Here is a 22,916-nt window from a genome sequence, read left to right as displayed (position 1 = left end):
TGGTTGACGGGAACGTCGCACTCGCAATTCGAGCGCGCACCGTTGAAACGAAGGCCAAGAGAGTACGCCGTGTGGTACCCCTCTCCCTAGCCCTCCCCCGCAAGGGGGGAGGGAACCCTTCCGCTAATGCCTTCCGCACATGCGCGAAGCGAGAGCCCCGTTCTCTCCGCGGCTCAAAGCACCTGATGCACGTCGATCACGACGCGGTCGGGGTGGCGGGCGGCGGAGCCGATGAAGATGTGCTGCATCAGCCAGCGGTAGTTTTCGGCACCGGTCTCGAATTTCGGCACGGTGCGGAAATAGATCAGCTTCGGATCGACCGGCTCGCCGCGCTTGAGTTTCTCGAGCAGCTCGACCGGCCCGAAGCGGATGCCCTTGTTCTCGACATAGACGACGGCGCCGTCGTCGGTCTCGAAGGCATATTTTGCCTCTAGGTCGATCAACTCGCTTGGCCGGATGATCTGGAAGTCGGCGCCGAAGGGCAGCACCTTCCCGTTGACGTGCTCGCCCCTCACCTCGCCGCCGATGATCGGGATGATGCGGCGGACGCCGGTACCGATGTCGCCGGCGGACGTCACCTCCGCGATCCTGGCGGTGATGGTGAAGACGTATCTGGTCTGAAGCTCCGGACTCATAGATTTAGCCTATCATGCGCTGCGGCAGCCAGGTCGCGAGCAGCGGGAACAGGATCAGGATCACCAGCCGGATCAGATCGGTGATCACGAACGGCAGCACGCCGACAAAGATCGTCGACATATTGACGTCCTTGATCACGCTCTTGATCACGAACACGTTCATGCCGACCGGCGGATGGATCAGGCCGAGCTCAACCGTCATGACGATGATGATGCCGAACCAGATCGGGTCGAAGCCGAGCGCGGTTACCACCGGAAACACGATCGGCACGGTGAGGATCACCATCGCCATCGCATCCATCAGGCAGCCGAGCACCAGATACATCATCAGGATCAGCGCCAGCACGCCATAGGGGCCGATGCCGAGGCCGGTGAGGAACGCAGTGACGTTCTGCGGCGTCTGGGTGATGGTGAGGAAATAGCCGAAGCAGAGCGCGCCGATCAGCACGGTGAACACCGCCGCCGCGGTGCGGGTTGCCTGCAGCAGCGATTGCAGGATGCCGTCCTTGGTCAGCTTGCCGCGGAGGATGCCGATGATGAAGGCACCGACCGCACCGACCGCGCCCGCTTCGGTCGGGACGAAGAAGCCGCCATAGAGGCCGCCGATCACGAATAGGAACAGCAGCAGCGGCGACCAGACGTCACGCATCGCCATGAGGCGCTCATGCCACGACGCCTTTTTGCCTGCCGGCAGGAAACCCGGCCGGGTCACGCCGATGATGCCGATCGTGATCATGTGCATCAGGATCGCGAGCAAGCCCGGCACCACGCCCGCGATGAACAGCTTGCCGATGTCCTGCTGGGTGATGATGCCGTAGACCGCGAGCACGGTGGACGGCGGCAGCATCGCCCCGAGCGTGCCGCCGACCGCGATCACGCCGGTGGAGAACGATTGCGGATAGCCGAAGCGGCGCATCTCGGGATAGGCGACCGCCGAGAAGGTCGCGGCGGTCGCAACCGATGAGCCCGAGATTGCGGCAAAGCCGCCGCAGGCTGCGATCGTTGCGATGCCGAGCCCGCCTTTCCAGTGGCCGACGAAGGTGTTGGCGGCGCGGAACAGCTCGCGGCTGATGCCCGAGACGGACACGAAGGCGCCCATCAACAGGAACATCGGGATCACGCCGAAGGAATAATCCGTCACCGTGCGCATCGTGGTCTGGCCGACCAGCTTCAGCGCCGGGGCAAAGCCGGTGAGATAACCAAAGCCGGTGATGCCGACGAGGCCCATCGCCATGCCGACGGGGACACGCAACAGCATCAGCACGAACAGGCTGACGAAGCCGATGACGGCGACGGCCTCCGGACTCAAATCGAGACTCATGGCCGTCTACTCCGCGGTCTTGATCTTGGCATCGTGGATATCTTCCGGATGGAAGATCAGGCGGTAGGTGCGGATCGCGATCAGCAGCACCGCGGAGACATCGCCGATCCACGACACCAGGAAGAACGGCCACACGGGAACGCCGAGATCCATGGTGACGATGTGGCTGTTTTTGGTGTCGATCACCTTGTCGACCAGCGTGTAGGTCTGCACGCTCACCACGAACAGCAGCACCAGCGTCGCGAAAATATCGATCCAGCGCTGATAGCGCGGCGAGGCATTGGCCCAGACCAGGTCCACGGTGATGTGGGTGCCGCGATAGCTCGTCGCGGCGATGCCCCAGAAGATCAGGATGCCGAGCAGGAACTGGCCGAAATTGTAGTAGTCGGGGATCGTCACCGCGAAGAACTTGCGCATGAACACCGCCGTGAAGGTGTTGAGCGCGACGACGCCGACGAAGAACGCCGCCACCCATTCGATCGAATCGATGAAGCGGTCCATGAAATTCTTGCGCACCGGCTCGGGTGGACCGGTGATCGCGCCGTCCTGGGAAACTTCGGAATTGGCAGCCATGATGTCGGACTATCGCTGTCAGGAACCGTCATTCCGGGGCGCTCGCCAGGCGAGCGAACCCGGAATCCGGAGATTGTGGCGCGAGATTCCGGGTTCGCGCTGACGCGCGCCCCGGAATGACGAAATCAGATCCCCGCCTCGTACTTCTTCAGCGTGGCCTGCAGATCGGCCTCGATCTTCTCCGCGTCGCCGCCGGCCTTCTTCACGGCCTCGGCCCAGCTGTCGCGCAGCGGCTTGGCCGCCTTCTTCCATTCGGTGAGCTGCTCGGGGCTCAGCGGATAGACCTCGTGGCCTTGCAGCGCCTTCATCTTGGTGCGGCCGTTGGCCTCGAACTCGGTCCAGGGGTCGGTGACCTTGGAGGCCCATTCCGGCGTGCAGTGATCGTCGATCACCTTCTTCTGAGCATCCGACATCGCATTATATTTGGCGAGGTTGATGTTGTAGGTGAACACCGTCGTGTAGAGCGGCACGTCCATGTGGTACTTCACCACCTTGTCGATGCCGAACAGGAAGATCGAGCCCCAGGGGAAGGTGATCTCGTCGGCGACGCCGCGCTCGATCGCGTCGCGCGATTCCGGCGCGGAGGCCTGCACATTGGTGCCGCCGAACATCTTCACCATCTCGCCGATCGTGCTCTGCGCGGGGCGCACCTTCACGCCGGACAGGTCGCTCGGCAGCAGGATCTTCTTCTTGCCGTGCAGCGCGCCCGGATCGTGGATGAAGGCGAAGCACAGCTTGGTGTCCTTCATCTCGGTCGGCGCATATTTGTGGTACCACTCGTTGAGCGCCAGCGTGCCCTTCTTGCCGTCCGAGAACACGAACGGGAGCTGGCCGGCGGCCGCGATCGGGAACCGGCCGGGCTGATAGCCGGGATTGACATAGGTGACGTCGGCGATGCCGTCGCGCGCCATGTCGTAATGGTCGAACGCCTTGCCGAGCTGCTCGGACGGAAACACGGTGACCTTGATGGTGCCGCCCGAGGCCTTCTCGATGTCGGCGGCCCACGCTTGCGTCGCCGGCACCAGCGGGTGCGCCGGCGGTACCCAGAGCGACACTTTGAGATTGACGGTCTTGTCCTGCGCCACGGCAGGTGCCGCGGCGGGCACGATGGCGGCGGCTGCCACCAGCAGCGCCAGCAAACTCTTCCTCATCACGTCTCCTCCCCTCCAGGACGGGCTTCGTGCCCGGTCTCATTACTTAACATGTTATCTAATTCGCGCGAATATTCAAGACGAAATCCGCGAGGCGGGACGCCTCGTCGCACCCCGCTCCTCGCCCATCTTGCGCTGCGGCGAACGCAGGTCCCGCGCAAATCCGCCTTGCCAAAACTGTTATATGATATAGTTGCCTTGGCAAGTTGACGGCGACCGCCCCGGCGCGAGCGCCCGGCTGAAAGCCTATCCGATCGGGAGGACCAGGTATTGCGGACAAAAGTAGCAATCATAGGCGCAGGTCCGGCCGGACTGTTGCTTGGGCAACTACTTCATACTTTCGGCGTAGACAACGTCATTCTGGAGCGGCAGACGCCGGATTACGTGCTGGGGCGGATCCGCGCCGGCCTGCTCGAGGAAGGCACGGTGTCGCTGCTCGACAGCGTCGGTGCCGGCGCCCGGCTACACCAGGAAGGCCTGGTTCATCACGGCGTCGAGCTGGCATTCGGCGGCGCGCGGCACCGCATCGACATGCATGCGGCGACCGGCAAGACCGTGACCATCTACGGCCAGACCGAGGTCACGCTCGACCTGATGAACGCCCGCAAGGCGGCCGGCCTGACCACGGTCTACTCCGCCGCCGACGTCACCCCGCACGATTTCGACACCGACCATCCGCGCGTCACTTACGTCAAGGATGGCGTCAGCCACGAAATCGCCTGCGATTTCATCGCCGGCTGCGACGGCTTCCACGGCGTCAGCCGCGCCAGCGTGCCGGCATCGGCGATCACCAGCTATGAGCGGGTGTATCCGTTCGGCTGGCTCGGCATCCTTTCGGAGACGCCGCCGGTCTCGCCGGAGCTGATCTACAACAACCACGAGCGCGGTTTTGCGCTCTGCACGATGCGCTCGACCCACCGCAGCCGCTATTACGTGCAGTGCCCGCTGGACGATCATGTCGATCAATGGTCAGACGAGCGGTTCTGGGATGAATTGAAGCGGCGCCTCGACCAGAAGGCTGCCGACGAGATCGTCACCGGCCCGTCGATCGAAAAGAGCATCGCGCCGCTGCGCAGCTTCGTTGCCGAACCTATGCGGTTCGGCCGGATGTTCCTGGCCGGCGACGCCTCGCACATCGTGCCGCCGACCGGCGCCAAGGGGCTGAACCTTGCCGCCAGCGACGTGCATTACCTGTCGCAGGCGCTGCGCGAGTATTACGACGAGAAGTCCCCGGCCGGCCTCGACGGCTATTCGGGACGCGCGCTGGCGCGGGTCTGGAAAGCGGTGCGCTTCTCATGGTGGATGACCTCGATGCTGCACAAATTCCCCGACGAGGGCGAATTCGCCGCGCGCATCCAGATCGCCGAGCTCGACTACCTCGTCAGCTCGAAGGCGGCATCGACCTCGCTGTCGGAGAATTATGTCGGGCTGCCGTTCTAGGCGAGCTCGTGGAATGCTTTTGTCGAACAGCATCCTCTTCGCTATGTCCGCCGTCATACCCCGCGCATGCGGGGTATCCAGTACGCCGCGGCCTCTCGATTCATACCTGGGGTCTCTGGAATACTGGATCGCCCGGTCAAGCCGTGCGATGACAGCAGGGGATGTGGCGACAGGCCCGTGCTACATTCAAACACCCGCGCAAATCCCGTTTAAAACTTTGTAGGCGGTGAAACCACGATCGACATCGCGTTCAATGGCGTCAACGCAACGCCATTCGCGAGCCAGAGATGACCACCGATACGCACGTCGCCCCCGACATTCCCCAGGACGTCCCCGAAGGCTTCGAGCCGCTATTCCGCAAGAGCCCGCTCACCGAGCCCTGGGAGCCGCTTTACCAGAAGAAGACCGAGCGCTCCGTCATCATCGGCCTGCGGCTGGCAAGGCCGCACACCAACGGCCGCGGCCTGATCCATGGCGGGCTGATCGCGGCCCTCGCCGACAACGCGATGGGCTATAGCTGCGGCCAGGCGACCGGCTGGACCACCTCGTATGTGACGATCTCGCTCACGGTCGATTTCGTCGGCTCGGCCAATGTCGGGCAGTGGCTCGCGATCGAGAGCGATGTGATCAAGACCGGCAGCACGATCTGCTTCGCGCAGAGCCTGATCAAGGCCGACGGCGTGACCATCGCGCGCGCCAGCGGCACGTTCCGCGTGGTGCCGAAGAAGGCGCCGGTGAGCTGAGCGCTTTCGCGAGAAGCTAACCGAAGTGCCAGTCGGTGATCTCGGTGACGAGATCGATGAAGGTCCGCACCTTCGCCGACAACAGCCGGGATGTCGGGTAGACGACATGGATCGGCACCGGCGGCTGCTCGAACTCGGCGAGCACGATACGGACCCGCTTGGCTTTCAGCGATTCGGCGGCCTGATAGGCCATCACCCGGGTCAATCCGCCGTCCTGCTCGGCGAACTGGATGGCGGCATCCGAGCTGTTGCTGGTGAAGCGCGGCGTCGGTGTGATGCGGATCTCCTGGCCGTTCTCCATGAAGCGCCAATCCGGTGTTGCGGTCATGGCGCCGAACTGGATGGTGTCATGGGAGGTCAAGTCTGCCGGCCGCTTTGGCTCGCCGCGGAGCTTGAGATAGCCGGCGGAGGCGACCACGATGCGGCGCATCTGGCCGACATGCCGCGCCACCAGCGTCGAATCCGGCAGGTGCCCGAGCCTGACCGCGAGGTCGACGCCGTCCTCGACGAGGTTGATCCGGCGATCCGACAGCCGCAGGTCGACGCCGACATCCGGATAGCGCTTCAAATAGGCTGATACGACCGGGCTGACATGGAGCCGCCCGAAGCCGAACGGCGCCGAGATCACGAGGCGGCCTTCGGGGCGGGTGCGCTCGCTCTCCACCGCGTCCTCGGCCTCCTCGACGTCGGCGAGGATCCGCCGCGCCCGCTCCAGATAGCGCGAGCCGGCGTCGGTCAGCGTCACCTGCCGCGTGGTCCGCTGCAGCAGCCGGGCGCCGAGCCGCTCCTCCAGCGCCGCGATCAGTCGCGTGATGGCGGATGGCGACAGGCCGAGCTTGCGGGCGGCGGGGGCAAACCCTTCGAGGTCCGCCACCGCGACGAAGGCCTGCATGGCGTCGATCCGGTCCATGACACTATTGCATAATCGGCAACAGTGAAGTGTCAATCCACCAGATTGCTTACGATCCGGAAATATCCATCTTACGACACGAAGGACGGCCCTTGTCGCCCCTGGCGGGAGACTCAGATGTCAGACGCTGGCAGCTATTCGAGCGATGTCGGGTTCACTCCGGCGGTGAAGGAAATCCAGACCCGCAAGGGCTCGCGCGCAACCTATGCCGAGGTCGAGGCCCATGGCGGCTGGCAGACCGAGGTCGACGAGAATCTCGCCGCCTTCCTCGCCAACACCAACAGCTTCTATCTCGCCACCGCCTCGGCCGCCGGCCAGCCCTACATCCAGCATCGCGGCGGGCCAAAGGGCTTCATCAAGGTGCTCGACAAGCACACCATCGCGTTCGCCGATTACAGCGGCAACCGGCAGTTCATTACCCAGGGCAATCTCTCGGAGAACCCGAAGGCTTATATCTTCGTGATGAATTATGCGTACCGGCAGCGGGTGAAGATCTGGGGCGAGGCGCGGGTGGTGGAAGACGATCCGGCGCTGACGCGTTCGCTGATGCCGCAGGGCTATCGCGCGCGGCCCGAACAGGTGATCCTGTTCAAGGTCGCGGCGTGGGACACCAACTGCCCGCAACACATTCCGCAGAAATTCGACGCGGCCGATGTGGCGACCGCGCTCGCCTCACGCGACCAGCGCATCGCCGAGCTCGAGGCCGAGCTCGCCGCATTGAAGGGCGAGCCCACTCCTGCCACCGCCGGTTAGGCCGCCTGTTGCAGCGGCGCCCAGGCGAACTCCGGATAGTACTGCTGCATCATCCGGCCGACATAGGCGGTGAGATTATCGAACTTCTCGGTGCGCTCACGCAGCGGCGAATCGAAGAACGGGGTCAGGATGCCCGCCAGCGCGCCGAACGCGGTGGCGTCGGTGCCGCACGGGGCGTTGCCCATCAGATAGGGTTTGTCGCCGAGCTGCACCGACAGCGCAAACAGCGAGCGGAGCGCGAGATCGACATCCTCATCCGGGCCATGACGGCCAAGCCCGCTCAACAGATAGTTCTCGGCGACGCGGAACTGGGCGTCCTCGCGCATCTTGTCGCGCAGATGATCGGGCGCGCCGTCGAAGAAATGCGCGGGCCCCTTGGCGAAATTGGTGTCGTCGACCCAGCGCGCGCCGACCAGCGCCCAGTAGACGTGATGCTCGATCATGCGCTCGAAGGCCCAGGCCTGCGCGCGTGCCTGCAGGCTCAGCGGCGCATCGAAATCGAAACCGTATTTGCCCTCGATATGGGCGCGGATGAAGGTCGAATCGGCGATCATCTCGCCGTCATCGGAAATGAACGGCAGCTGCCCCTTGGGCGAGGCCGGCGGCATTGCCTTTTCCTTGGCGTAGGCGAGCCCGGCCATCTTGAGCTGGACCTCGGTCTTGGTCACGAAAGGGCTGATTTCCGGCAAGCCGAAGCCCGTGCCAAAGCCAAAAAGCGTAATCATATGAAGCTCCCGATCGCCTGTGGTCGTGAATTGAAGCTAGCTGTCCCCTGCTGCCAGCATGGTGTCAGCAGTAGTGGCATTCACTGCCGAGCGGGCCTGCGGGTGCGAGGCGGCGAACCGCCTCGCGAACCCGCTTGACCAGCCGTGCCCGCCCGTAGGACCAGGCTGCGCTGATGGACTGTGCGACCAGCGCGACCAGGGCCCAGCGCAGATCGCCGGAGGTGGAGTAGACCGTGACCATTTGTTCCAGCGCGAAGCTGTGCGCTTGCCTGAAACCGAGTTCATCAAGATTCGTCATGGACAAATTCCCTTCACTTGAGGTGTTGTCCTGATATAGCCCCCACCTGCTGCCAACATGCTGTCAGCAGCAGTGACAAGGGGCAGCGAAAAGGCGACGCGCCGAGTGACCAAGAGAGCTGCCGAGACGCTTGTAAGACACTCGTCAAGACGCCCGAGAAGAGAACGACCAAGAGAATTGCCATGAGACGCGCCGACCGGCTGTTTCAGATCATCCAGGTGCTCCGCCGCACCCGTAAGCCTTTGACCGCGGATGCGATCGCAGCCGAACTCGAGACATCGAAGCGGACGATCTATCGCGACATCGCCAGCCTGATCGAGCAGCGGGTGCCGATCCGCGGCGAGGCCGGCATGGGTTACATCCTGGAGAAGGGTTTCGACCTGCCGCCGTTGATGCTGACACCCGACGAGATCGAGGCTTGCGTGCTCGGCGCGCAATGGGTGGTCGGCCACGCCGATCCGGCGCTGGCGCGCGCGGCCGAGGACCTGATGGCCAAGATCGCCGAGACCGTGCCTGACCGGCTACGGCCGTTCGTGCTGGAGCCGGCAAGCCGCGCCCGCTCCGCCTGGAACCGGGAGCCGGACCGTATCGACATGGTCAGGACCCGCAGCCAGATCCACGAGGGCAAGAAGATCACGCTCAACTATCGCGACGAGCACGGCCGCGATAGCGAACGCACGATCTGGCCGATCGCGGTCGGCTATCACGAGGCGGTGCGGCTGCTCGCCGCCTGGTGCGAGCTGCGCAAGGATTTCCGCAGCTTCCGCACCGACCGCGTGGTCACGGCTGTCTATCACGACGAGAAGTATCCGGAGCGACGCGACCTGCTCAGGGCGCGCTGGCGGCGCAGCCTGGTGTGGGAAGCGCCGAGGGACACCTGATGGCCGACAACGCGATCGACACGGCAGACGCGAGCCCCTGCCTGTCCTGCGGCGCCTGCTGCAGCTATTCGGAGAACTGGCCGCGCTTCACCGTGGAAGACGATGCGCAGCTCGATCTGATCCCGCTGCAATTCGTCAATGCGCGGCAGTCGGGGATGCGCTGCGAGGGCGACCGCTGCTCGGCGCTGTCAGGCAAGATCGGAGAAGCAACGCGCTGCGAGGTCTATGCGGTGCGGCCGGAGGTGTGCCGCACCTGTCTGCCGGGCGACGCCGAATGCGCGATGGCGCGGCGCCGGCACGGGCTGCCGCTCATCCCGAGCGCGCAGCCGGATTGAGCACGGCTGTATTATTTGCGCATGATCTCCGCGCAAACGCGTTCCGCGTTTGTCGCGAGGGAAAACCGGTTTCCACTTTTCCAGATCATGCTCAAGCCGTCACAGTCACCGTCTCGTTGACGTCCTCATCGTCGAGTTCGTCGTCGACAACGGGCGCGAAGCTCGACAGCGGCTTGGTCGACAGCGTGATCGGCTTGCGGCCGCCATGCGACACGGTCGCAGCACGGGCCGGCTCACGCGACAGCGCGTAGAGCGTCGACCCGACACGGCCGCCGCAATTGGCCAGCTCCCACTCGCTGCAGCTCGACGCAATCGCGAGTGCGAGTGCATGCAGATGGCTGCGGCGATAGCAGAACAGCGCGAGCATCGCCCTGACGTCAGGCGCGACATTGGCAACCAGCAGCGAAAGCCCGTTCGGATTGGCGCGGTACATCTGGCCGAGCAGGTCGTCCGCAACTGGGCAGGCATCGTTCTCGAAGGCGTCGCGGCTTGAAAACATTTGCAAATCCCCCTCGATCGGGAAGATGCCGCGCAATCCTCTAACGAAAGGTTAACCACGGCCTCCGGTCGCCTCCGGGGCCCCTTGCCCGTTGCACGCGAATCACATCCGCGCGCCGCCAGATCCGATTCCATCGGGACGGAAGCAGGTCCAGCGGCCGGGTCACGGTCCGGGATGTGGGAAGCGGCAGAGGCCGGCGGCTCAGTTCGCGGCCATGTAGATCGACAGCGCGAATCCGGTGAGGTGGTGCAGCGCCTGGTCGACCCCGATCAGGGTCCAGAACCAGGGATGGCCGGACTCCAGCGTCACGCCGAAATGCGAGGCGCAGATCCCCTTGCAGCGATCGACGATAATGTGGATCACGAAGTCGATGAAGGCGACGTACCAGAAGCGCGGCGCCACCACCAGGATCAGCGCCAGCGCGACCGCCAGATGGACAAGGCAGTGCGCGAGCAGCGGCAGCGCCCAGCCGGTCTTCTGGTCCTTGCCGATCGCCATCCAGGCGTTCTGCAGCATGAAGTCAGCGATGATGTGCTTTGCGGTGAGGAGCAGCATCCATCCCACCAGGGCACCAACCGACACCGACGATGACATGGAAGGAAACAGCAAGCTGACGCCCTTTTACTTCGATGAATGTGATTGCAAGAAATCCGGGTCAGGCCGTCAGCACAATTCCGCAAAGCGAAGCTTGTCTCATTTATGACATCTCCGGCGGCGGAATGCACCTGCGGCCCCTCGAAAATCACATCTGGGTTCGGGCGTCGATAGTGGCGATGGTCATGTGGCATCGCGGCGCAGACAGGCCGCAATTAAGGTTACGGCTGGTGACCGGTTTGCATTCCCGCCGGGGAGGTATATCGTCGGCGGCACGGGAAATTTTCTTTCTTTTATAGTGATTTACGGATTCAACGGGCAGCGCCGCGCCGTTGCGGCAACAGGCCGTCCCGGACGGGTGATGAGCCAGGTGATCAGCCATGAGTGCCGAAGCCCCCGCGCCTTCGCCAATGCTGCCGCGGCCACGTCCTCCGGTCGCCAAGAGCAACCGCGCGCAGATCATCATCTTCACCATGCTGACGCTGTTCCTGAGCGCGATCACCGTAATCGGCGGCCGGGTCTGGCTGCGCAATTCCGAAACGCTGGTGTTCGCGGTCGGCGACGCCAACGGCGCGGAGGCCAAATTCGCCGCCCGCCTCGCCACCGTGCTGAAGGGCAATTCGTCGCGGCTGCGGCTGAAGATCTCGCCGAACCCCGATAACGCCAAGGCGCTGGCGCAATTCGATCGCCGCGACGCGACGCTTGCCATCCTGCGCACCGATGCAAAGGTGCCGCCGCGCGCCCGCACCATCGCAATCCTCGAGCATGACGTCGTGCTGGTGCTGAGCCCCGGCGGCAAGAAGATCAAGTCGCTGGCCGAGTTGAAGCGGAAGAAGATCGCGGTCGTCGGCAACGGCGAGAACAGCGTCAATTTCGTTCGCAGCGCGCTCGAGATTTCCGACAGCGCCGATGCGGCGCAGCGGGTGCAGCAGGCGCCGCCGAACACGCCGCTCGACAAATTGTTCGCCTCGGGCTTTAGCGCCGTGGTCGCGATCGAACATGCCTCGAAGATCATCAAGGACAAGACCTACGAGCAATATGCCAAACGCGCCGGCTTCACGCTGAATGCGATCGACGAGGCCAAGGCGCTCGCACGCAAATATCCGGCGATCTCGGAGGAGACCGTCTCGACCGGCATGCTGTCGTCGTCGCCGGCGATCCCCGATGACGACGTCGACACCATCGGGCTGGAATGGCTGCTGGTGGCGCAATCCTCGATGTCCACGACCACGGCGGCCGAGCTCGCGCGCATCATCTATGAGAACAAGTCCGAGCTCGCGCTCGGCGACGGCTTCGCCTCCAAGATCGAACCGGCTGCAACCGACAAGGACGCCTTCATCGTCGCCCATCAGGGCGCCGCCGAATACATCAACGACGATACCAAGTCGTTCATGGATCGCTACAGCGACGTGATGTATCTCGGCGCCGCGGCACTCAGCATCATCGGTACGATCTTCGCTGCGATCTACACCAAGATCACCCGCGTCGCGCCGGAGAAGGCCAGCGAGCTGGCGAGCCGGATCTTCGACATCGGCGAGCGTGTCGAGCACGCCACCTGCGGCGAACATCTCGACGAATTGCAGGACGAGCTCGAGGCGATCCTGCGCGGCGCGGTGATCGGCCTGCGCGACGGCACCGTCTCCGGCGATGGCCTCGACACCTTCAAGCTCGGCTACGAGCTGGTCCGCGACGAGATCGCCCTGCGCCGCGACCACCTCAAGCGCCACCCGCCGGCGGTCGACGACAATCTCGTGGTGGTGAAGACCGCGAACGGGTGAAGGCGGTTGCTTGCATCCACGACGTCCCCGCGCTCGCGCCACATACACGGCTGTCGTCCTGGCGAAAGCCAGGATCCATTACCACTGCTTTCGGTGCTGAACGGGATCGCGGCCCCAGCGTCGCGCAACAACTGAAATTTGGGGTAATGGGTCCTGGCTTACGCCAGGACGACACCAGGTATGTTGAGAAACCTGTGAATCATGCACCCGCGCGCTCGCAACTTGCCACAGGGCGCGTCCCATCACCCGGCCGCCGCGTCCGGCTGCGTCCCGGCGGCATCGAGCTGCCGCCCCTCGTGGTCCATGTGCAGATAGTTCGGGTTGAACAGCCCCGCCCGCATCAGACGGTCGAGATTGGGCACCGCCAGGGTTTTGCCCTTGAGCACGATCAGGCCGTCGGCGCGCAGCTCCTGCAGGGTCCGGTTGACGTGGACCTTGGAAAGACCGGTGGCGTCGGCGAGATCGCCCTGGGTCAGCGGGAAGTCGCAGCTGTCGCCCTGGGTCAGGCCGGCGAGACGCAGCCGGAGCCAGATCTCGCAGAGCAGATGGGCCATCCGCTCCAGCGCCGTGCGCTGGCCGAGGCTCATGGTCCATTCGCGCTGGATCGCAGCATTGACCAGGGTTTCCCACCAGAACGCCGTGACGATGCGCGGATGTCCGGCTGCGACCTTGTCGAAGAACTCGCGGGAGAGGTCGGCGATCGACACCGCGGTGATGGTGCCAATCGAATGATCCATCTCGCGCAGGATGAAGACGTTCACGTCGCAGATATCGCCAGGCAGGAAGAACGAGACCACCTGGCGCCGGCCGTCCTCGAGCTGCTTGTAGCGGTAGGCCCAGCCGGACAGGATCAGGTGGACGTCCTTCGGCTTTTCACCCTCACGGACGATATCAACGCGCGGAGCAAAATGTCGGACGCGCTCGGTCGACGCACGATGGAGAATGGCGTGATCTACCGGCGAAAGCCGTACGAACTGCTCCAATTTCCGGACTAGCGACGCCAACGACATAGGTCTCCCCGCATGTTTAATCGGGTAACCGCCGGGCCGATTTCAATAACGTATGTTACATTGCACAGCTAATGACCTATGTTCACTAGTGTACAGACGCCAGAGGACGCGACGGTTATACCCTCAAGCGCCGTATATCTCGGTTTTTTCGAAGGGAGACGGCAGAAGCGGTGCCCTTCGGGCCGATGCCGCTCAGACGAGCGGCACGCCGTAGTAATCGTTCACCGCGCGGGTGGTGCCGATATCGGCCCAATTCCAGTCACGCTCGCTGCCATATTTCGGCGCGCCGCGCAGCTGGCTCTCGGTCACGCCCGTGACGTAACCGCCGAGCCTTGTGTCGTATTTGAGCGACTGCCAGGGCAGCGGATAATGGTCATTGCCGAGCCCGAGGATGCCGCCGAAGCCGAGCACGGCATAGGATACGCGCCCGCTCTTCTTGTCGATCATCACACGTTCGATCGAACCGATCTTGCGCTCGTCAGATCCATAGACCGCCGTGCCCTCGACCTTGTCGCTCCCGATCAGGTTTCCGAGCTCATTCTCGTCCATCGCCATGTCAATTCTCCATTAAACGCCCAGGCCAACGATGGAGCGGGACCGTCGTTCCTGCCGCATTGCGGCACTTGCTGCACGGCTGAACACCGTTCAGCCCGTTGGGGGATCGCCGCGATCGTCTGATGTCATGCCGGAGCCCGGCGTCTTGTCGGGGTCGTTCAGCTTCGGATCACGCGTCGCTTCGCGCGCCGGCGGCTTTCGGGTGTCGGTCTTGTGAGCGGTCCGCGCGCGCTCCTTGTCGGCCGGCTGCTCCTGACCCTTGTCGTCCTTCACGATGCCCTGGTTGGAATGTGCCATTGTCCGTCTCCTCAAAAGACATGCGGGCCCCGGCGATGAAATTCGCCGAGGCCCGTCACCGGGGTGGTCCACCGCCTTTCGGGGAGCAAGGCAGCGAACGCGTGAGTGTTACGCATGGCGCCGACGATCGTTCCTGCGCTCCTGACGACGATTTCGCTCGACTGATGTCATGGGTTAACGACGGCATTTGGGGAACATGCCTAGAATTGCTGGTTCCAGCGCGGAGGCGGCATGATCAAGAAGAAACGCAACAGGTCGCGGCCTCCCGGATCGTTCGAGGACCGCCTGCAAAAATTCGCCGAGGATTCGCGCATGGCAGCACGCAAGCTGCCGCCGGGACGGGAACGCGAAACGCTGATGAAGAAAGCCAGACAGACCGAGACCGTGATGGAAGTCAGCGAATGGCTGATGCCCGACAAATAGCCCGAGAGCCCCCAAAAAAGAGAGCCGCGACGGGAGAGCTGCGATGATCGAGGAACGATTTGATTCACGGACGCTCGCTGCCATGAACTTTGCGCTCGACCATGTCTGCGCCGGCGCCCTTCATGGCGAGGAACATGACACTCGCAGGCGCGTTGCCCGATACATCATCAAATGCGCCAAGAACGGCAGGACGACGCTCTCCGAGCTCACCGAAGCCGGACAACAGGCGTTGGCCAAGGTCACCGCCGCGGCGGGATAGTCCGCGCAAACCTGCCTTGTTCCTGGCCTTCAGCAAAGGCAGATCACGCATGCGCATTGCAATCAGCATCGGGCTGCTGGCACTTCTGGCCGCCGTCGGCGCCTACGCCTATGAAGGGCTGACCGTGGACGCTCCGGTGCCGACATACGGCATTGTGCTGTTCACGATCGGAATTGTGGTCCTGGCTGCGGTCTGCGCCGGCCTGATGGGCCTGCTGTTCTATTCCAGCCGCCGCGGCTACGACGAGCCGCCGCACATCAAGCGGTAGGCTTCGCGGAAAGCCAACCGTTGTAGGCGTGCCCCGTCACCCTGAGGAGCGCGTCTTCGCGCGTCTCGAAGGGTCGACGGCCACCAGTCGGGCCGCGCATCCTTCGAGGCTCGCAAGTGCTCGCACCTCAGGATGACGGTGACGGATTTGCCGGCACCCGCGCGCGGATCTCTGCGATCTTGCGCTTCAACGACGCTTGGCGCGGATCGGGCATGATGGCATCGCGGGCCTCAGCGATGGCGGCGGAAAGGTCGGGAAGCGCGAGCACGCCGTCGAAGGTCGGCTTGACCAGTCCATCGATGATCACGTGCCAGTCCGCGATGCCCTGGCGGTAGGGATCGCCGTAGCCCTGGATCATGGTCGCGGTCTGCACCACCGCCGGGGCCGCGCCCGGCTGCTTGGTCAGGCTGCGGTCGATCATGTGCAGCCAGCGCTCGACCCAGACACGCTCCTTGGCGTAACGCCCCGAGAACAGCCGCCAGCGCTTCAGGCCGGCCTCGATCCTGAGCCGGCGAACGCTGAAGCGGGTGTTGGCGCTGAAGCGGATCGAGACCCGGCGGCGGCGCCAACCGAACTGGTCGAGCACGGCAAGCACCGGATCGGCGACCATCTCCGGCAGGGCGTCGATCAACTCGTCGAGGCGGAGCTTCTTGACGTCGTCGGCCGAGCGCACCGCAAGGCCGCCCGCCGCGTTGACTTCGCCGAGCTTGAGCTGCGCGATGCGGATCGCATCCTCATAGGCCATACGATCAGCCATCAGCCGCGCGATCTCGGCGAGCAGCGCGTCGTCGACGCCGCGGCGGCCGACGAAGCGCTTGAGCCGGTCGATATAGAGCTGGGCGTAGCTCGTGCTCTGATAGGCGATCAAGAGATCGATGGCGTCGTTGACCGCGGGTCCGAGGTGGTCCGGGCAGGCTTCGGGCAGCACCGGCGGGCCCTCGTCCTCATCGCCGATGATATCGGCGAACAGGTAACGAAGCGAAGCCAGCAGGCTGTCGTCATCCGGCACTGCGGCGCCTCCAGAACTCGTCGCGGGGCTCATGCAGGTTTGGGCTCCGCGACCTGTGGTGGGGTGGCGTGCTGCGCGAGCCGCTGCTCGAGCGTCGCGATATTCTCGAACAGGCGGGCGCTGAAGAGACGCAGTAAGTAGAAGCCGAACGCCGGATTCTGCACGTAGAGCTGCTCGACCTGGTCATAGGTCACCGACAGCACCATGCCGGTCTCGACACATTCCAGCGTCTGGGTTCGCGTGTTCGACGGCGACAGCATGCCGAACTCGCCGACCAGGGCGCCGACCGGCAGCTCGATGCCGGATTCGACCAGGCGGAAGCGGCCGCTGACGATATAGAACATGCTGTCGGCCTTCTCGTCCTTGTAGAACAGGACCTCGCCCGCCGTGCATTTGCGCTCGGTCGTGAACGGCCTCAGCCAATCCATCGACAGATCGCTGTTGACCGATTTCTTCACGTTGCGGACCAGTTGCAGCATCTGGTGCAGGCGATAGGTGTTCACCGGCAGCAGCACGGCATGCAGGATCAGCGTCGCGTAATTGTGGGTCGGGACGGCGGTCGCGATCAGGATGATGTTGGTCAGGATGGCAAAGACGCGCAACGGGATCATGGTCCGCATCGACAGCGTGGCGACCACGAAGATCGATGCGAAGAAACTGCCGGCGGCGCCGGCGTGCTCCGCGAGATGTGAGGTATCCATCGGAAACCAACCAATTTCTCAAGAAGTGAATAAGATCGCCTTATTAGTCGCTTCATTCCGGCCAGGGTCGCTTCGGCGACCAGCATCCCTGATATACGGTGAAAAAGCGACGATTTGTCTGATTTCTCACATTCGCGGGCGCAAAAACGGGCCAACATGGTTAGGCCATTCGTCCAACATATCGGACTTCCGCCGCGATCATCCCGCCGCAGCCTGCGCGTTGACGGCCTCAACCGGGGGAGGCACGTTGTGACACAGGCTCAGCCGTTCGCAGGGCCTTAATTCCAGCAGTTCAGCGACAGGCAAGCTCCGTTCCGATGTCCAAGCCGCTCGTCCTTCCGGCCTTGACGCGCTTCGTTTCCGCCACTGCCGGCCGCAACATGACAACGGCAGCCTATGTCGCGGTCACGGTCGGTGTCGCCATGATGACGCTGCTGACGGTCGCGCCGGCCTATGATGCGGTGCCGCACTGGGTCGACGCGCTGCTGTGGGCTTGCCTTGCCTATTTCGTGTTCGAATGGCTGGTGCGGCTGCGCCATATGCGGCGGCAGGGCAAGTTCTGGTTTTACGCGCTGTCCAGCGCCGGCATCGTCGATGCGATCGGCGCGCTGGCGGTGCCGCTGGCGCTGCTTGCCGGCATCGAGCCGAAGACCGCATGGCTGCTCGGCGTGCTCTGGGTGCTCAAGGTGGTGCCGGGCATTCCAGGCCTGCGCCAGCTCCGGCGGGTGCTCGTGGTGGAGTCCGGGCCGCTGCTCAGCGTGCTGGTGATCTTCCTGATGGTGGTGTTCCTGGCCTCCGTCGCCGAATACTTCCTGGAGCGGGACGTCCAGCCGCAGACCTTCGGCAGCGTGCCGGCGGCACTGTGGTGGGCGGTGGTGACGCTGACCACGACGGGCTATGGCGACGTGGTGCCGATCACCCCGCTCGGCCGCGTGGTCGCCGCCATGGTGATGATCTCGGGCCTCGGCGTGTTCGGGCTGTGGACCGGTATTCTGGCGACCGGCTTTGCCAACGAAACCCGCCGCGACAATTTCCTGAAAACCTGGGAGACGGTCAGCAAGGTGCCGTTCTTCGCGCATCTCGGCCCGGCCGCGATCGCCGACGTCACCCAGATGCTGCGGACCATGGACCTGCCGCCGCGCACCATGATCATCCGCAAGGACACCAATGGCGATTGCATGTATTTCGTCGCCGCCGGCGAGGTCGAGGTCGACCTGCCCGGACGCAAGGTCAAGCTCGGCGAGGGCGCATTCTTCGGCGAGATGGCGCTGCTCGGCAACGCCAAGCGGGGCGCCAGCGTCTCGACCAGCAAGGTGACCCGGCTGTTGGTGCTTGACCTCGTCGATTTCCGCCTGTTGATGGCACGGCACCCCGATCTCGCCGAGACCATCGATGCCGAGGCAAGGCGGCGCGAACTCGAGAATCAATGATGGAGACCGATATGGCCGAGTTGGCCGACACCGCCAGCGGACCCGTGCTCGAAATTGCCGGCGCGCGCGCCACGATCCGCCTCAACCGGCCGAAGCATCTCAACCGCCTGCAGGCCGAGGATCTCGGCGAGCTCGTCAGGCTGTTCGACCGGATCGAGGCCGATCCTGCGATCCGCGTGCTGGTGCTGACCGGAACCGGCCGCGCGTTTTCCGCCGGCTATGACCTCAACTCGGTGGCCGAGCGCGCAGTCAGCGCCAATGAGCAGCAGAGCGCGGGCTCGGCATTCGAGGTCGTGGTCAACCGCCTCGAGGATCTCTCCGTGCCGACGATCTGCCGGCTCAATGGAGGCGTCTATGGCGGTTCGACCGACCTCGCGCTGGCCTGCGACTTCCGCATCGGCGTCGATACCGCCGAGATGTTCATGCCGGCGGCGCGGCTCGGGCTGCACTATTACAAGAGCGGCATCCAGCGCTACGTCACGCGGCTCGGCGTCGACAACGCCAAGATGCTGTTCCTGACCGCGCAGAAGATTACGGCGCCGGAGATGCTGCGGATCGGCTACCTCACCGCCATGGTGTCGCTCGACCTGCTCGACGAGGAGGTCGACAAGCTTGCCACGATCCTGGCCGGCAATGCGCCGAAGGCGATGGCCGGCATGAAGCGCGCAATCAACGAATTCGCCCGCGGCGAGCTGGATGCGGCCGCCGCCGACCAGCGCCACCGCGACAGCATGCGCGGCGACGAGATCAAGGAAGGCATCAAGGCCTTCGCCGAGAAGCGGGCACCGAGATTCTAGTTCGGCGAATCACACTATCAGTCCCGTCACCCTGAGGAGCGCGGAACGCGCGTCTCGAAGGGTCGACGGCCCGGCTGGTGGCCGTGCATCCTTCGAGACGCGCTGCGCGCTCCTCAGGATGACGGGCCTAATGGCCCCGTCGATACTACCCTTCCCCTCACGCCCGTTTCGACCGCATCGCGCGCGTCTGCGCGACCTCAGGGTCGCGGGCCAGCGCCTGGTAGCGCTTGCTGTCGACGGCGTAGATCGCGATGCGGCCTTCGGCGTCGGCGTGAACGCCCCAGCCGAAACGCTTGCCGAGCGGCGAGGCGCGCATGCAGGCCTGGCCGCGCGAGAAGAACGTCTCGCGGGCGAGGTTGCGTTCCTTCTTCCCGGCCTTGGTATCGAGCGCGCGGCCGGCCGACGACGTCGCGAACACCACGTCGTCGGAGGTGTATTTATAGGGTGCGTCCGCAAGCATCCGGTATTGCAGCACGGCAACCGTCGGCTGGCCGCCACGCGGCTGCGGCTCCTCGCCGCGCTGCGCCGGGCAGTCCTCGGCGACGCGGATCAGGGTGTTGAAGCAGTTGGTGCTATACAGCGGCTTTGCCATCGGCACGATCCCTATCACACTCCGGCGGCTGCCGCATGCTGCGCCGCCATCTCGTCGTCAGCCTTGGAGATCCGGACGAACGCCGGACGCGCGGCGATGCGCTCGGCATAGCGGACGAACACGTCCCGCTTAGGCACGATGCCGAACATCATGGTCCAGGAGAGCGCGATGCCCCAGAGGATGTCGGCCGCCGTGATCGCTTCGCCGAAGAGATAGGGCCCCTTTGCGAGCTGCGCCTCGAGCGTGCCGAGCATGGTGTCGTAATCGGCGTAGGGCGACTGCGTGATCGGTGCCGGCTCGCGCTTCATGAAATGGTCGATCACGGCCGGCTCGAACGAGGCGCCGTAATAGGCGATCCAGCGCAGATACGGGCCGCGGCGCGGGTCGGTCAGCGCGGGGGTGAGGCCGGCTTGCGGAAACAGATCGGCGAGATAGATGAAGATCGCGACCTGTTCGGTCACCAGCGCGTCGCGATGGCGGATCGCCGGCACCTTGCCGAGCGGATTGATCGCGAGATAGGCGTCCTTGCGCTGCTCGGCCGCCTTGATGTTGAGGACGTGCAGATCATAGGGCGCGCCGAGCTCCTCCAGCAGCACGCGCGTGCCGGTGGCGCGGCTTTGCGGCGAATAATACAGCGTGATGCGGTCGGTAGTGGTCATAAGCGGGTCTCCTTGCGCCATCGGGGGAATGGCCTCCTTTTATGTCCGCCTATACCTGACATCTTGTGTCAGGTATGATCTTCCCATGCGCGCGAGCCGGCTGTTTTCCATCCTCACCACCCTGCAGGCGCGGGGACAGGTCACCGCACCCGAATTGGCCGAGGCCTGCGAGGTCTCGGTGCGCACGATCTATCGCGACATCGATGCGCTGGCTGCTGCGGGCGTGCCCGTCTATGCCGACCGCGGCGCCGAGGGCGGCTATCGGCTGCTCGACGGCTACCGGGTGCGGCTGAACGGGCTGTCGCAGGGCGAGGCCGAAGCGCTGTTCATGGCCGGCCTGCCCGGCCCCGCCGCCGCGCTCGGCCTCGATGCCGCGATGGCGGCGGCGCAGACCAAGCTGATGGCGGCGCTGCCGGAGAGCCTGCGCCCCAATGCGCGGGGCATGCAGCAGCGCTTCCATCTCGACGCGCCGGGCTGGTTCGGCGAGACCGAGGAGCCGCAGCATCTGCGCGCCATTGCCGGCGCCGTGCTGCGCGAGACCCTGATCGAGATCCGTTACCAGAGCTGGAAGGCCGAGAAGCGCCGGCGCGTGGCCCCGCTCGGCCTCGTGCTGAAGGGCGGCAGCTGGTATCTCGCCGGCCTCGTCGACGGCAATGTACGCACCTACCGCGTCGCGCGCGTGCTGGATTGCACCACGCTGGAGACGCCGTTCGCGCGGCCCGCGGAGTTCGATCTCGCCACCTATTGGCGCGCCTCGATCGAGCGGCTGGAGGCCGAGCTGCATCCGAACGAGGCCACGGTGCGGTTGTCGCCGCTCGGGCTGCAGCTGTTCGATGCGCTGGCGCATCCTTACGTGAAGGCGCGGGTGCGGCTCACTGATGGCACCGACGCCGACGGCTGGCGGATCGCCGTCATGCCGGTCGGCAAGACAGTGTGGCACGCGGCAACCGAGCTGCTGCGGCTCGGCGCCGAGGTCGAAGTGCTCGCACCCGTGGAGCTGCGCGAGAAGATGGCCGAGCTCACAGGTGCGATGGCCGCGCGCTATATCGAGGCGCCGCCACGCTGCGCAGTGGCGGGACGCAAGCGCTAGTACCGGCTGTCGGAGCTGATGACGAAGCGGTCGAGAAAATTGACCGGCAGGATTTCGAACTTGTCCAGCGTGAGCGTCGTCCCGGTCACGAAGTCGACGCCCTTGATCGTGCCCTGCAGATCGACCCGCCGGCCGCGGCGCAGGTTGCGTGTTTCCGGATGTTGCTCGATGTCGATATAGGCATAGATCGGATTGTCGAGCCGCGAATGGCGGTGCCAGCCGCGTTGCAGGAAGCTGAATTGCAGCACCGAGCCCGCGCCCCAGTCGATCGCATCGAAGAAGCGGGTCTTCCAGGCGACGGGCTGTCCCAAATAATGCGCCGCGATGAACGCATCGCGCTCAAGCGCAGGCAGACGGTGCAGTTGCCAGCTGATCTCCGCCGGCGACAGGGAGGCGTTATTCGCCATTGTTGTTCTTGTCGTTCTTTATCGCGTCTTCTCGTCCTCGGCGGGAACGTTACGTCCCGCCTTGAGGGAAACTATACATCCACAAATGTGACAGTATCCGCCACAGTCGCGCGCGACGTGCGGTAGCTGTTCACCTTGTGCGCGTTATCCGCATAGCCGAACGAGATGCCGCAGACAACCCGGCGGTCATCGGCCAGGTTGAAGTGGCGGCGGATCAGGCCGGAATGACGCGCGATCGCGGCCTGCGGGATGGTGCCGAGCCCGAGAGCCTGCGCTGCCAGCATGAAGTTCGAGACATAGCCGCCGCAGTCGATCGCGCCATAGATGCCGAGCGGCTCGTTGGTGTGGATCACGGCAACGTGTGGCGCGCCGAAGAAATTGTAGTTCTCCAGCGCCTGCTTGCCGTAGGCCGCCTTGTCGCCGCGCGCGATCCCGAGCGTGTTGTAGAGCTGGAAGCCGCTTTCGCGGCGGCGCTCCAGATAGACCCCGACATATTCGCGCGGCGGCGTGAAGTCGTAATCATCGCCGAGACCGCGCGAGGCCTCGGCATAGATTGCCTTGCGAAACCGCTCCTTGGCCTCGCCGGACACGATCAGCACCTGCCAGGGCTGGCTGTTGCACCAGGACGCGGTGCGTTGCGCGGTGCTGAGGATGTGCTCGATGACGTCGCGCGGCACCTCGCGCGGCTCGAACGCGCGCACCGAGTAGCGCTCGTTGAGCAGCTCTTCCAGTGCACCGATGCGGTTGTTTTGCTTCACGACAGCGTCCATTGGTGCTCGCTTT

General features: G+C 64.4%; 30 protein-coding genes. 12 read left to right on the top strand and 18 right to left on the bottom strand.

Going from position 1 to position 22,916, the window contains the following annotated elements:
* Nucleotides 1–173: 173 nt before the first annotated feature.
* The 4 genes from XH92_RS03975 to XH92_RS03960 form a co-directional block, all read right to left on the bottom strand.
* Nucleotides 174–635 (bottom strand): DUF3237 domain-containing protein, encoded by a 462-nt coding sequence (locus tag XH92_RS03975; protein WP_194458071.1) that lies wholly within the window; start codon nt 633–635, stop codon nt 174–176.
* Nucleotides 636–639: 4 nt separating this feature from the next.
* The gene (locus tag XH92_RS03970) at nt 640–1,944 is read right to left on the bottom strand and encodes a TRAP transporter large permease (RefSeq protein WP_194461100.1); all 1,305 of its coding nucleotides are present in this window, start codon (nt 1,942–1,944) and stop codon (nt 640–642) included.
* An 18-nt stretch (nt 1,945–1,962) separates the two neighbouring features.
* On the bottom strand, nt 1,963–2,472 hold the full coding sequence (locus XH92_RS03965; protein WP_194461099.1) for a TRAP transporter small permease: 510 nt from the start codon (nt 2,470–2,472) through the stop codon (nt 1,963–1,965).
* A gap of 182 nt (nt 2,473–2,654) precedes the next feature.
* The gene (locus XH92_RS03960) at nt 2,655–3,680 is read right to left on the bottom strand and encodes a TRAP transporter substrate-binding protein (protein ID WP_194458070.1); all 1,026 of its coding nucleotides are present in this window, start codon (nt 3,678–3,680) and stop codon (nt 2,655–2,657) included.
* A gap of 270 nt (nt 3,681–3,950) precedes the next feature.
* On the opposite strand from XH92_RS03960, the gene pobA reads away from it, so the two are divergent.
* Both pobA and XH92_RS03950 read left to right on the top strand, forming a co-directional pair.
* Nucleotides 3,951–5,120 carry a 4-hydroxybenzoate 3-monooxygenase gene (gene pobA, locus XH92_RS03955; RefSeq protein WP_194458069.1) on the top strand — a complete coding sequence of 390 codons (1,170 nt, stop codon included), beginning with the start codon at nt 3,951–3,953 and terminating at the stop codon, nt 5,118–5,120.
* Between the two features lie 287 nt (nt 5,121–5,407).
* A complete protein-coding gene (locus XH92_RS03950; protein ID WP_194458068.1) occupies nt 5,408–5,863 on the top strand; it encodes a PaaI family thioesterase in 456 nt (151 codons plus the stop codon).
* A 16-nt stretch (nt 5,864–5,879) separates the two neighbouring features.
* Here XH92_RS03950 and XH92_RS03945 read toward each other — a convergent pair whose 3' ends face one another.
* Nucleotides 5,880–6,773, bottom strand: a complete 894-nt coding sequence (locus XH92_RS03945) for a LysR family transcriptional regulator (RefSeq protein WP_194458067.1) — start codon at nt 6,771–6,773, stop codon at nt 5,880–5,882.
* A gap of 117 nt (nt 6,774–6,890) precedes the next feature.
* On the opposite strand from XH92_RS03945, the gene XH92_RS03940 reads away from it, so the two are divergent.
* The gene (locus XH92_RS03940; protein WP_194458066.1) at nt 6,891–7,526 is read left to right on the top strand and encodes a pyridoxamine 5'-phosphate oxidase family protein; all 636 of its coding nucleotides are present in this window, start codon (nt 6,891–6,893) and stop codon (nt 7,524–7,526) included.
* Here XH92_RS03940 and XH92_RS03935 read toward each other — a convergent pair.
* Together XH92_RS03935 and XH92_RS03930 are read right to left on the bottom strand one after the other, a co-directional pair.
* Nucleotides 7,523–8,251, bottom strand: a complete 729-nt coding sequence (locus tag XH92_RS03935) for a glutathione S-transferase family protein (protein ID WP_194458065.1) — start codon at nt 8,249–8,251, stop codon at nt 7,523–7,525. The genes XH92_RS03940 and XH92_RS03935 overlap by 4 nt on opposite strands.
* 64 nt (nt 8,252–8,315) lie before the next feature.
* On the bottom strand, nt 8,316–8,549 hold the full coding sequence (locus XH92_RS03930; RefSeq protein ID WP_194458064.1) for a hypothetical protein: 234 nt from the start codon (nt 8,547–8,549) through the stop codon (nt 8,316–8,318).
* A 182-nt stretch (nt 8,550–8,731) separates the two neighbouring features.
* Here XH92_RS03930 and XH92_RS03925 point away from each other — a divergent pair, with 182 nt between their 5' ends.
* Nucleotides 8,732–9,430, top strand: coding sequence for a YafY family protein (locus tag XH92_RS03925; RefSeq protein WP_028336549.1), 699 nt, complete (start codon nt 8,732–8,734; stop codon nt 9,428–9,430).
* Nucleotides 9,430–9,765, top strand: a complete 336-nt coding sequence (locus XH92_RS03920) for a YkgJ family cysteine cluster protein (RefSeq protein ID WP_194458063.1) — start codon at nt 9,430–9,432, stop codon at nt 9,763–9,765. Before XH92_RS03925 ends, XH92_RS03920 begins: the two co-directional genes overlap by 1 nt.
* 91 nt (nt 9,766–9,856) lie before the next feature.
* Here the strand turns inward: XH92_RS03920 and XH92_RS03915 are convergent, their stop codons facing one another.
* On the bottom strand, nt 9,857–10,264 hold the full coding sequence (locus tag XH92_RS03915) for a hypothetical protein (protein ID WP_194458062.1): 408 nt from the start codon (nt 10,262–10,264) through the stop codon (nt 9,857–9,859).
* A gap of 201 nt (nt 10,265–10,465) precedes the next feature.
* Entirely contained in the window at nt 10,466–10,819 is a 354-nt protein-coding gene (locus XH92_RS03910) for a DUF3307 domain-containing protein (RefSeq protein ID WP_083742225.1), read from the bottom strand.
* 419 nt (nt 10,820–11,238) lie between these two features.
* Here XH92_RS03910 and XH92_RS03905 point away from each other — a divergent pair, with 419 nt between their 5' ends.
* Nucleotides 11,239–12,636: a TAXI family TRAP transporter solute-binding subunit gene (locus tag XH92_RS03905; RefSeq protein WP_194458061.1), complete on the top strand. Its 1,398-nt coding sequence runs from the start codon at nt 11,239–11,241 to the stop codon at nt 12,634–12,636.
* Nucleotides 12,637–12,878: 242 nt separating this feature from the next.
* Here XH92_RS03905 and XH92_RS03900 read toward each other — a convergent pair whose 3' ends face one another.
* The 3 genes from XH92_RS03900 to XH92_RS03890 form a co-directional block, all read right to left on the bottom strand.
* Nucleotides 12,879–13,640, bottom strand: a complete 762-nt coding sequence (locus XH92_RS03900) for a Crp/Fnr family transcriptional regulator (protein ID WP_194458060.1) — start codon at nt 13,638–13,640, stop codon at nt 12,879–12,881.
* A gap of 198 nt (nt 13,641–13,838) precedes the next feature.
* Nucleotides 13,839–14,201 carry a PRC-barrel domain-containing protein gene (locus XH92_RS03895; protein ID WP_194458059.1) on the bottom strand — a complete coding sequence of 121 codons (363 nt, stop codon included), beginning with the start codon at nt 14,199–14,201 and terminating at the stop codon, nt 13,839–13,841.
* 90 nt (nt 14,202–14,291) lie between these two features.
* Nucleotides 14,292–14,498, bottom strand: coding sequence for a hypothetical protein (locus tag XH92_RS03890; RefSeq protein ID WP_194458058.1), 207 nt, complete (start codon nt 14,496–14,498; stop codon nt 14,292–14,294).
* 231 nt (nt 14,499–14,729) lie between these two features.
* Between XH92_RS03890 and XH92_RS03885 the strand changes: the two genes are divergently transcribed.
* Genes XH92_RS03885 through XH92_RS03875 form a run of 3 tightly spaced genes read left to right on the top strand, consistent with a single transcriptional unit; the run spans nt 14,730 to nt 15,448 of the window.
* A complete protein-coding gene (locus tag XH92_RS03885; protein WP_194458057.1) occupies nt 14,730–14,921 on the top strand; it encodes a hypothetical protein in 192 nt (63 codons plus the stop codon).
* A 43-nt stretch (nt 14,922–14,964) separates the two neighbouring features.
* The gene (locus XH92_RS03880; RefSeq protein ID WP_194458056.1) at nt 14,965–15,180 is read left to right on the top strand and encodes a hypothetical protein; all 216 of its coding nucleotides are present in this window, start codon (nt 14,965–14,967) and stop codon (nt 15,178–15,180) included.
* 49 nt (nt 15,181–15,229) lie between these two features.
* Nucleotides 15,230–15,448 carry a hypothetical protein gene (locus XH92_RS03875; protein WP_194458055.1) on the top strand — a complete coding sequence of 73 codons (219 nt, stop codon included), beginning with the start codon at nt 15,230–15,232 and terminating at the stop codon, nt 15,446–15,448.
* A gap of 127 nt (nt 15,449–15,575) precedes the next feature.
* Here XH92_RS03875 and XH92_RS03870 read toward each other — a convergent pair whose 3' ends face one another.
* Complete coding sequence (locus XH92_RS03870; protein WP_246788215.1) at nt 15,576–16,457, bottom strand: DUF6537 domain-containing protein; 882 nt, start codon at nt 16,455–16,457, stop codon at nt 15,576–15,578.
* 29 nt (nt 16,458–16,486) lie between these two features.
* Entirely contained in the window at nt 16,487–17,158 is a 672-nt protein-coding gene (locus tag XH92_RS03865; protein WP_194458053.1) for a Crp/Fnr family transcriptional regulator, read from the bottom strand.
* 317 nt (nt 17,159–17,475) lie between these two features.
* On the opposite strand from XH92_RS03865, the gene XH92_RS03860 reads away from it, so the two are divergent.
* Both XH92_RS03860 and XH92_RS03855 read left to right on the top strand, forming a co-directional pair.
* Complete coding sequence (locus XH92_RS03860; protein ID WP_194458052.1) at nt 17,476–18,588, top strand: cyclic nucleotide-gated ion channel; 1,113 nt, start codon at nt 17,476–17,478, stop codon at nt 18,586–18,588.
* Between the two features lie 11 nt (nt 18,589–18,599).
* Nucleotides 18,600–19,385, top strand: a complete 786-nt coding sequence (locus XH92_RS03855) for an enoyl-CoA hydratase/isomerase family protein (RefSeq protein ID WP_194461098.1) — start codon at nt 18,600–18,602, stop codon at nt 19,383–19,385.
* Nucleotides 19,386–19,542: 157 nt separating this feature from the next.
* On the opposite strand, the gene XH92_RS03850 is transcribed toward XH92_RS03855, so the two are convergent.
* Nucleotides 19,543–19,977: a DUF6157 family protein gene (locus XH92_RS03850; protein WP_194458051.1), complete on the bottom strand. Its 435-nt coding sequence runs from the start codon at nt 19,975–19,977 to the stop codon at nt 19,543–19,545.
* Nucleotides 19,978–19,991: 14 nt separating this feature from the next.
* Complete coding sequence (locus XH92_RS03845) at nt 19,992–20,636, bottom strand: glutathione S-transferase family protein (protein ID WP_194458050.1); 645 nt, start codon at nt 20,634–20,636, stop codon at nt 19,992–19,994.
* An 85-nt stretch (nt 20,637–20,721) separates the two neighbouring features.
* Here XH92_RS03845 and XH92_RS03840 point away from each other — a divergent pair, with 85 nt between their 5' ends.
* Nucleotides 20,722–21,726, top strand: coding sequence for a YafY family protein (locus XH92_RS03840; protein WP_194458049.1), 1,005 nt, complete (start codon nt 20,722–20,724; stop codon nt 21,724–21,726).
* Here the strand turns inward: XH92_RS03840 and XH92_RS03835 are convergent.
* The gene (locus XH92_RS03835; RefSeq protein WP_194458048.1) at nt 21,723–22,133 is read right to left on the bottom strand and encodes a hypothetical protein; all 411 of its coding nucleotides are present in this window, start codon (nt 22,131–22,133) and stop codon (nt 21,723–21,725) included. The two genes, XH92_RS03840 and XH92_RS03835, sit on opposite strands and share 4 nt — an antisense overlap.
* A gap of 71 nt (nt 22,134–22,204) precedes the next feature.
* Nucleotides 22,205–22,903, bottom strand: coding sequence for a nitroreductase (locus tag XH92_RS03830; protein ID WP_194458047.1), 699 nt, complete (start codon nt 22,901–22,903; stop codon nt 22,205–22,207).
* Nucleotides 22,904–22,916: the final 13 nt, after the last annotated feature.

It is taken from the genome of Bradyrhizobium sp. CCBAU 53421, from assembly GCF_015291625.1.
Lineage (GTDB): Bacteria > Pseudomonadota > Alphaproteobacteria > Rhizobiales > Xanthobacteraceae > Bradyrhizobium.
The sequence above is the reverse complement of the archived record's forward strand: the minus strand, read 5'-3'. Positions and strand labels throughout refer to the sequence as shown.

Bases quoted from the DNA above. Each gene is read 5' to 3' on its own strand.
- XH92_RS03885 (WP_194458057.1), top strand. From the start codon at position 14,730: ATGATCAAGAAGAAACGCAACAGGTCGCGGCCTCCCGGATCGTTCGAG.
- XH92_RS03865 (WP_194458053.1), bottom strand. From the start codon at position 17,158: ATGGATACCTCACATCTCGCGGAGCACGCCGGCGCCGCCGGCAGTTTC.
- XH92_RS03945 (WP_194458067.1), bottom strand. From the start codon at position 6,773: ATGGACCGGATCGACGCCATGCAGGCCTTCGTCGCGGTGGCGGACCTC.
- XH92_RS03875 (WP_194458055.1), top strand. From the start codon at position 15,230: ATGCGCATTGCAATCAGCATCGGGCTGCTGGCACTTCTGGCCGCCGTC.
- XH92_RS03835 (WP_194458048.1), bottom strand. From the start codon at position 22,133: ATGGCGAATAACGCCTCCCTGTCGCCGGCGGAGATCAGCTGGCAACTG.
- XH92_RS03850 (WP_194458051.1), bottom strand. From the start codon at position 19,977: ATGGCAAAGCCGCTGTATAGCACCAACTGCTTCAACACCCTGATCCGC.
- XH92_RS03935 (WP_194458065.1), bottom strand. From the start codon at position 8,251: ATGATTACGCTTTTTGGCTTTGGCACGGGCTTCGGCTTGCCGGAAATC.
- XH92_RS03910 (WP_083742225.1), bottom strand. From the start codon at position 10,819: ATGCTGCTCCTCACCGCAAAGCACATCATCGCTGACTTCATGCTGCAG.
- XH92_RS03895 (WP_194458059.1), bottom strand. From the start codon at position 14,201: ATGGCGATGGACGAGAATGAGCTCGGAAACCTGATCGGGAGCGACAAG.
- XH92_RS03950 (WP_194458068.1), top strand. From the start codon at position 5,408: ATGACCACCGATACGCACGTCGCCCCCGACATTCCCCAGGACGTCCCC.
- XH92_RS03840 (WP_194458049.1), top strand. From the start codon at position 20,722: ATGCGCGCGAGCCGGCTGTTTTCCATCCTCACCACCCTGCAGGCGCGG.
- XH92_RS03960 (WP_194458070.1), bottom strand. From the start codon at position 3,680: ATGAGGAAGAGTTTGCTGGCGCTGCTGGTGGCAGCCGCCGCCATCGTG.
- XH92_RS03975 (WP_194458071.1), bottom strand. From the start codon at position 635: ATGAGTCCGGAGCTTCAGACCAGATACGTCTTCACCATCACCGCCAGG.
- XH92_RS03855 (WP_194461098.1), top strand. From the start codon at position 18,600: ATGGCCGAGTTGGCCGACACCGCCAGCGGACCCGTGCTCGAAATTGCC.
- XH92_RS03880 (WP_194458056.1), top strand. From the start codon at position 14,965: ATGATCGAGGAACGATTTGATTCACGGACGCTCGCTGCCATGAACTTT.
- XH92_RS03930 (WP_194458064.1), bottom strand. From the start codon at position 8,549: ATGACGAATCTTGATGAACTCGGTTTCAGGCAAGCGCACAGCTTCGCG.
- XH92_RS03905 (WP_194458061.1), top strand. From the start codon at position 11,239: ATGAGTGCCGAAGCCCCCGCGCCTTCGCCAATGCTGCCGCGGCCACGT.
- XH92_RS03925 (WP_028336549.1), top strand. From the start codon at position 8,732: ATGAGACGCGCCGACCGGCTGTTTCAGATCATCCAGGTGCTCCGCCGC.
- XH92_RS03860 (WP_194458052.1), top strand. From the start codon at position 17,476: ATGTCCAAGCCGCTCGTCCTTCCGGCCTTGACGCGCTTCGTTTCCGCC.
- XH92_RS03845 (WP_194458050.1), bottom strand. From the start codon at position 20,636: ATGACCACTACCGACCGCATCACGCTGTATTATTCGCCGCAAAGCCGC.
- XH92_RS03830 (WP_194458047.1), bottom strand. From the start codon at position 22,903: ATGGACGCTGTCGTGAAGCAAAACAACCGCATCGGTGCACTGGAAGAG.
- XH92_RS03940 (WP_194458066.1), top strand. From the start codon at position 6,891: ATGTCAGACGCTGGCAGCTATTCGAGCGATGTCGGGTTCACTCCGGCG.
- XH92_RS03915 (WP_194458062.1), bottom strand. From the start codon at position 10,264: ATGTTTTCAAGCCGCGACGCCTTCGAGAACGATGCCTGCCCAGTTGCG.
- XH92_RS03920 (WP_194458063.1), top strand. From the start codon at position 9,430: ATGGCCGACAACGCGATCGACACGGCAGACGCGAGCCCCTGCCTGTCC.
- XH92_RS03890 (WP_194458058.1), bottom strand. From the start codon at position 14,498: ATGGCACATTCCAACCAGGGCATCGTGAAGGACGACAAGGGTCAGGAG.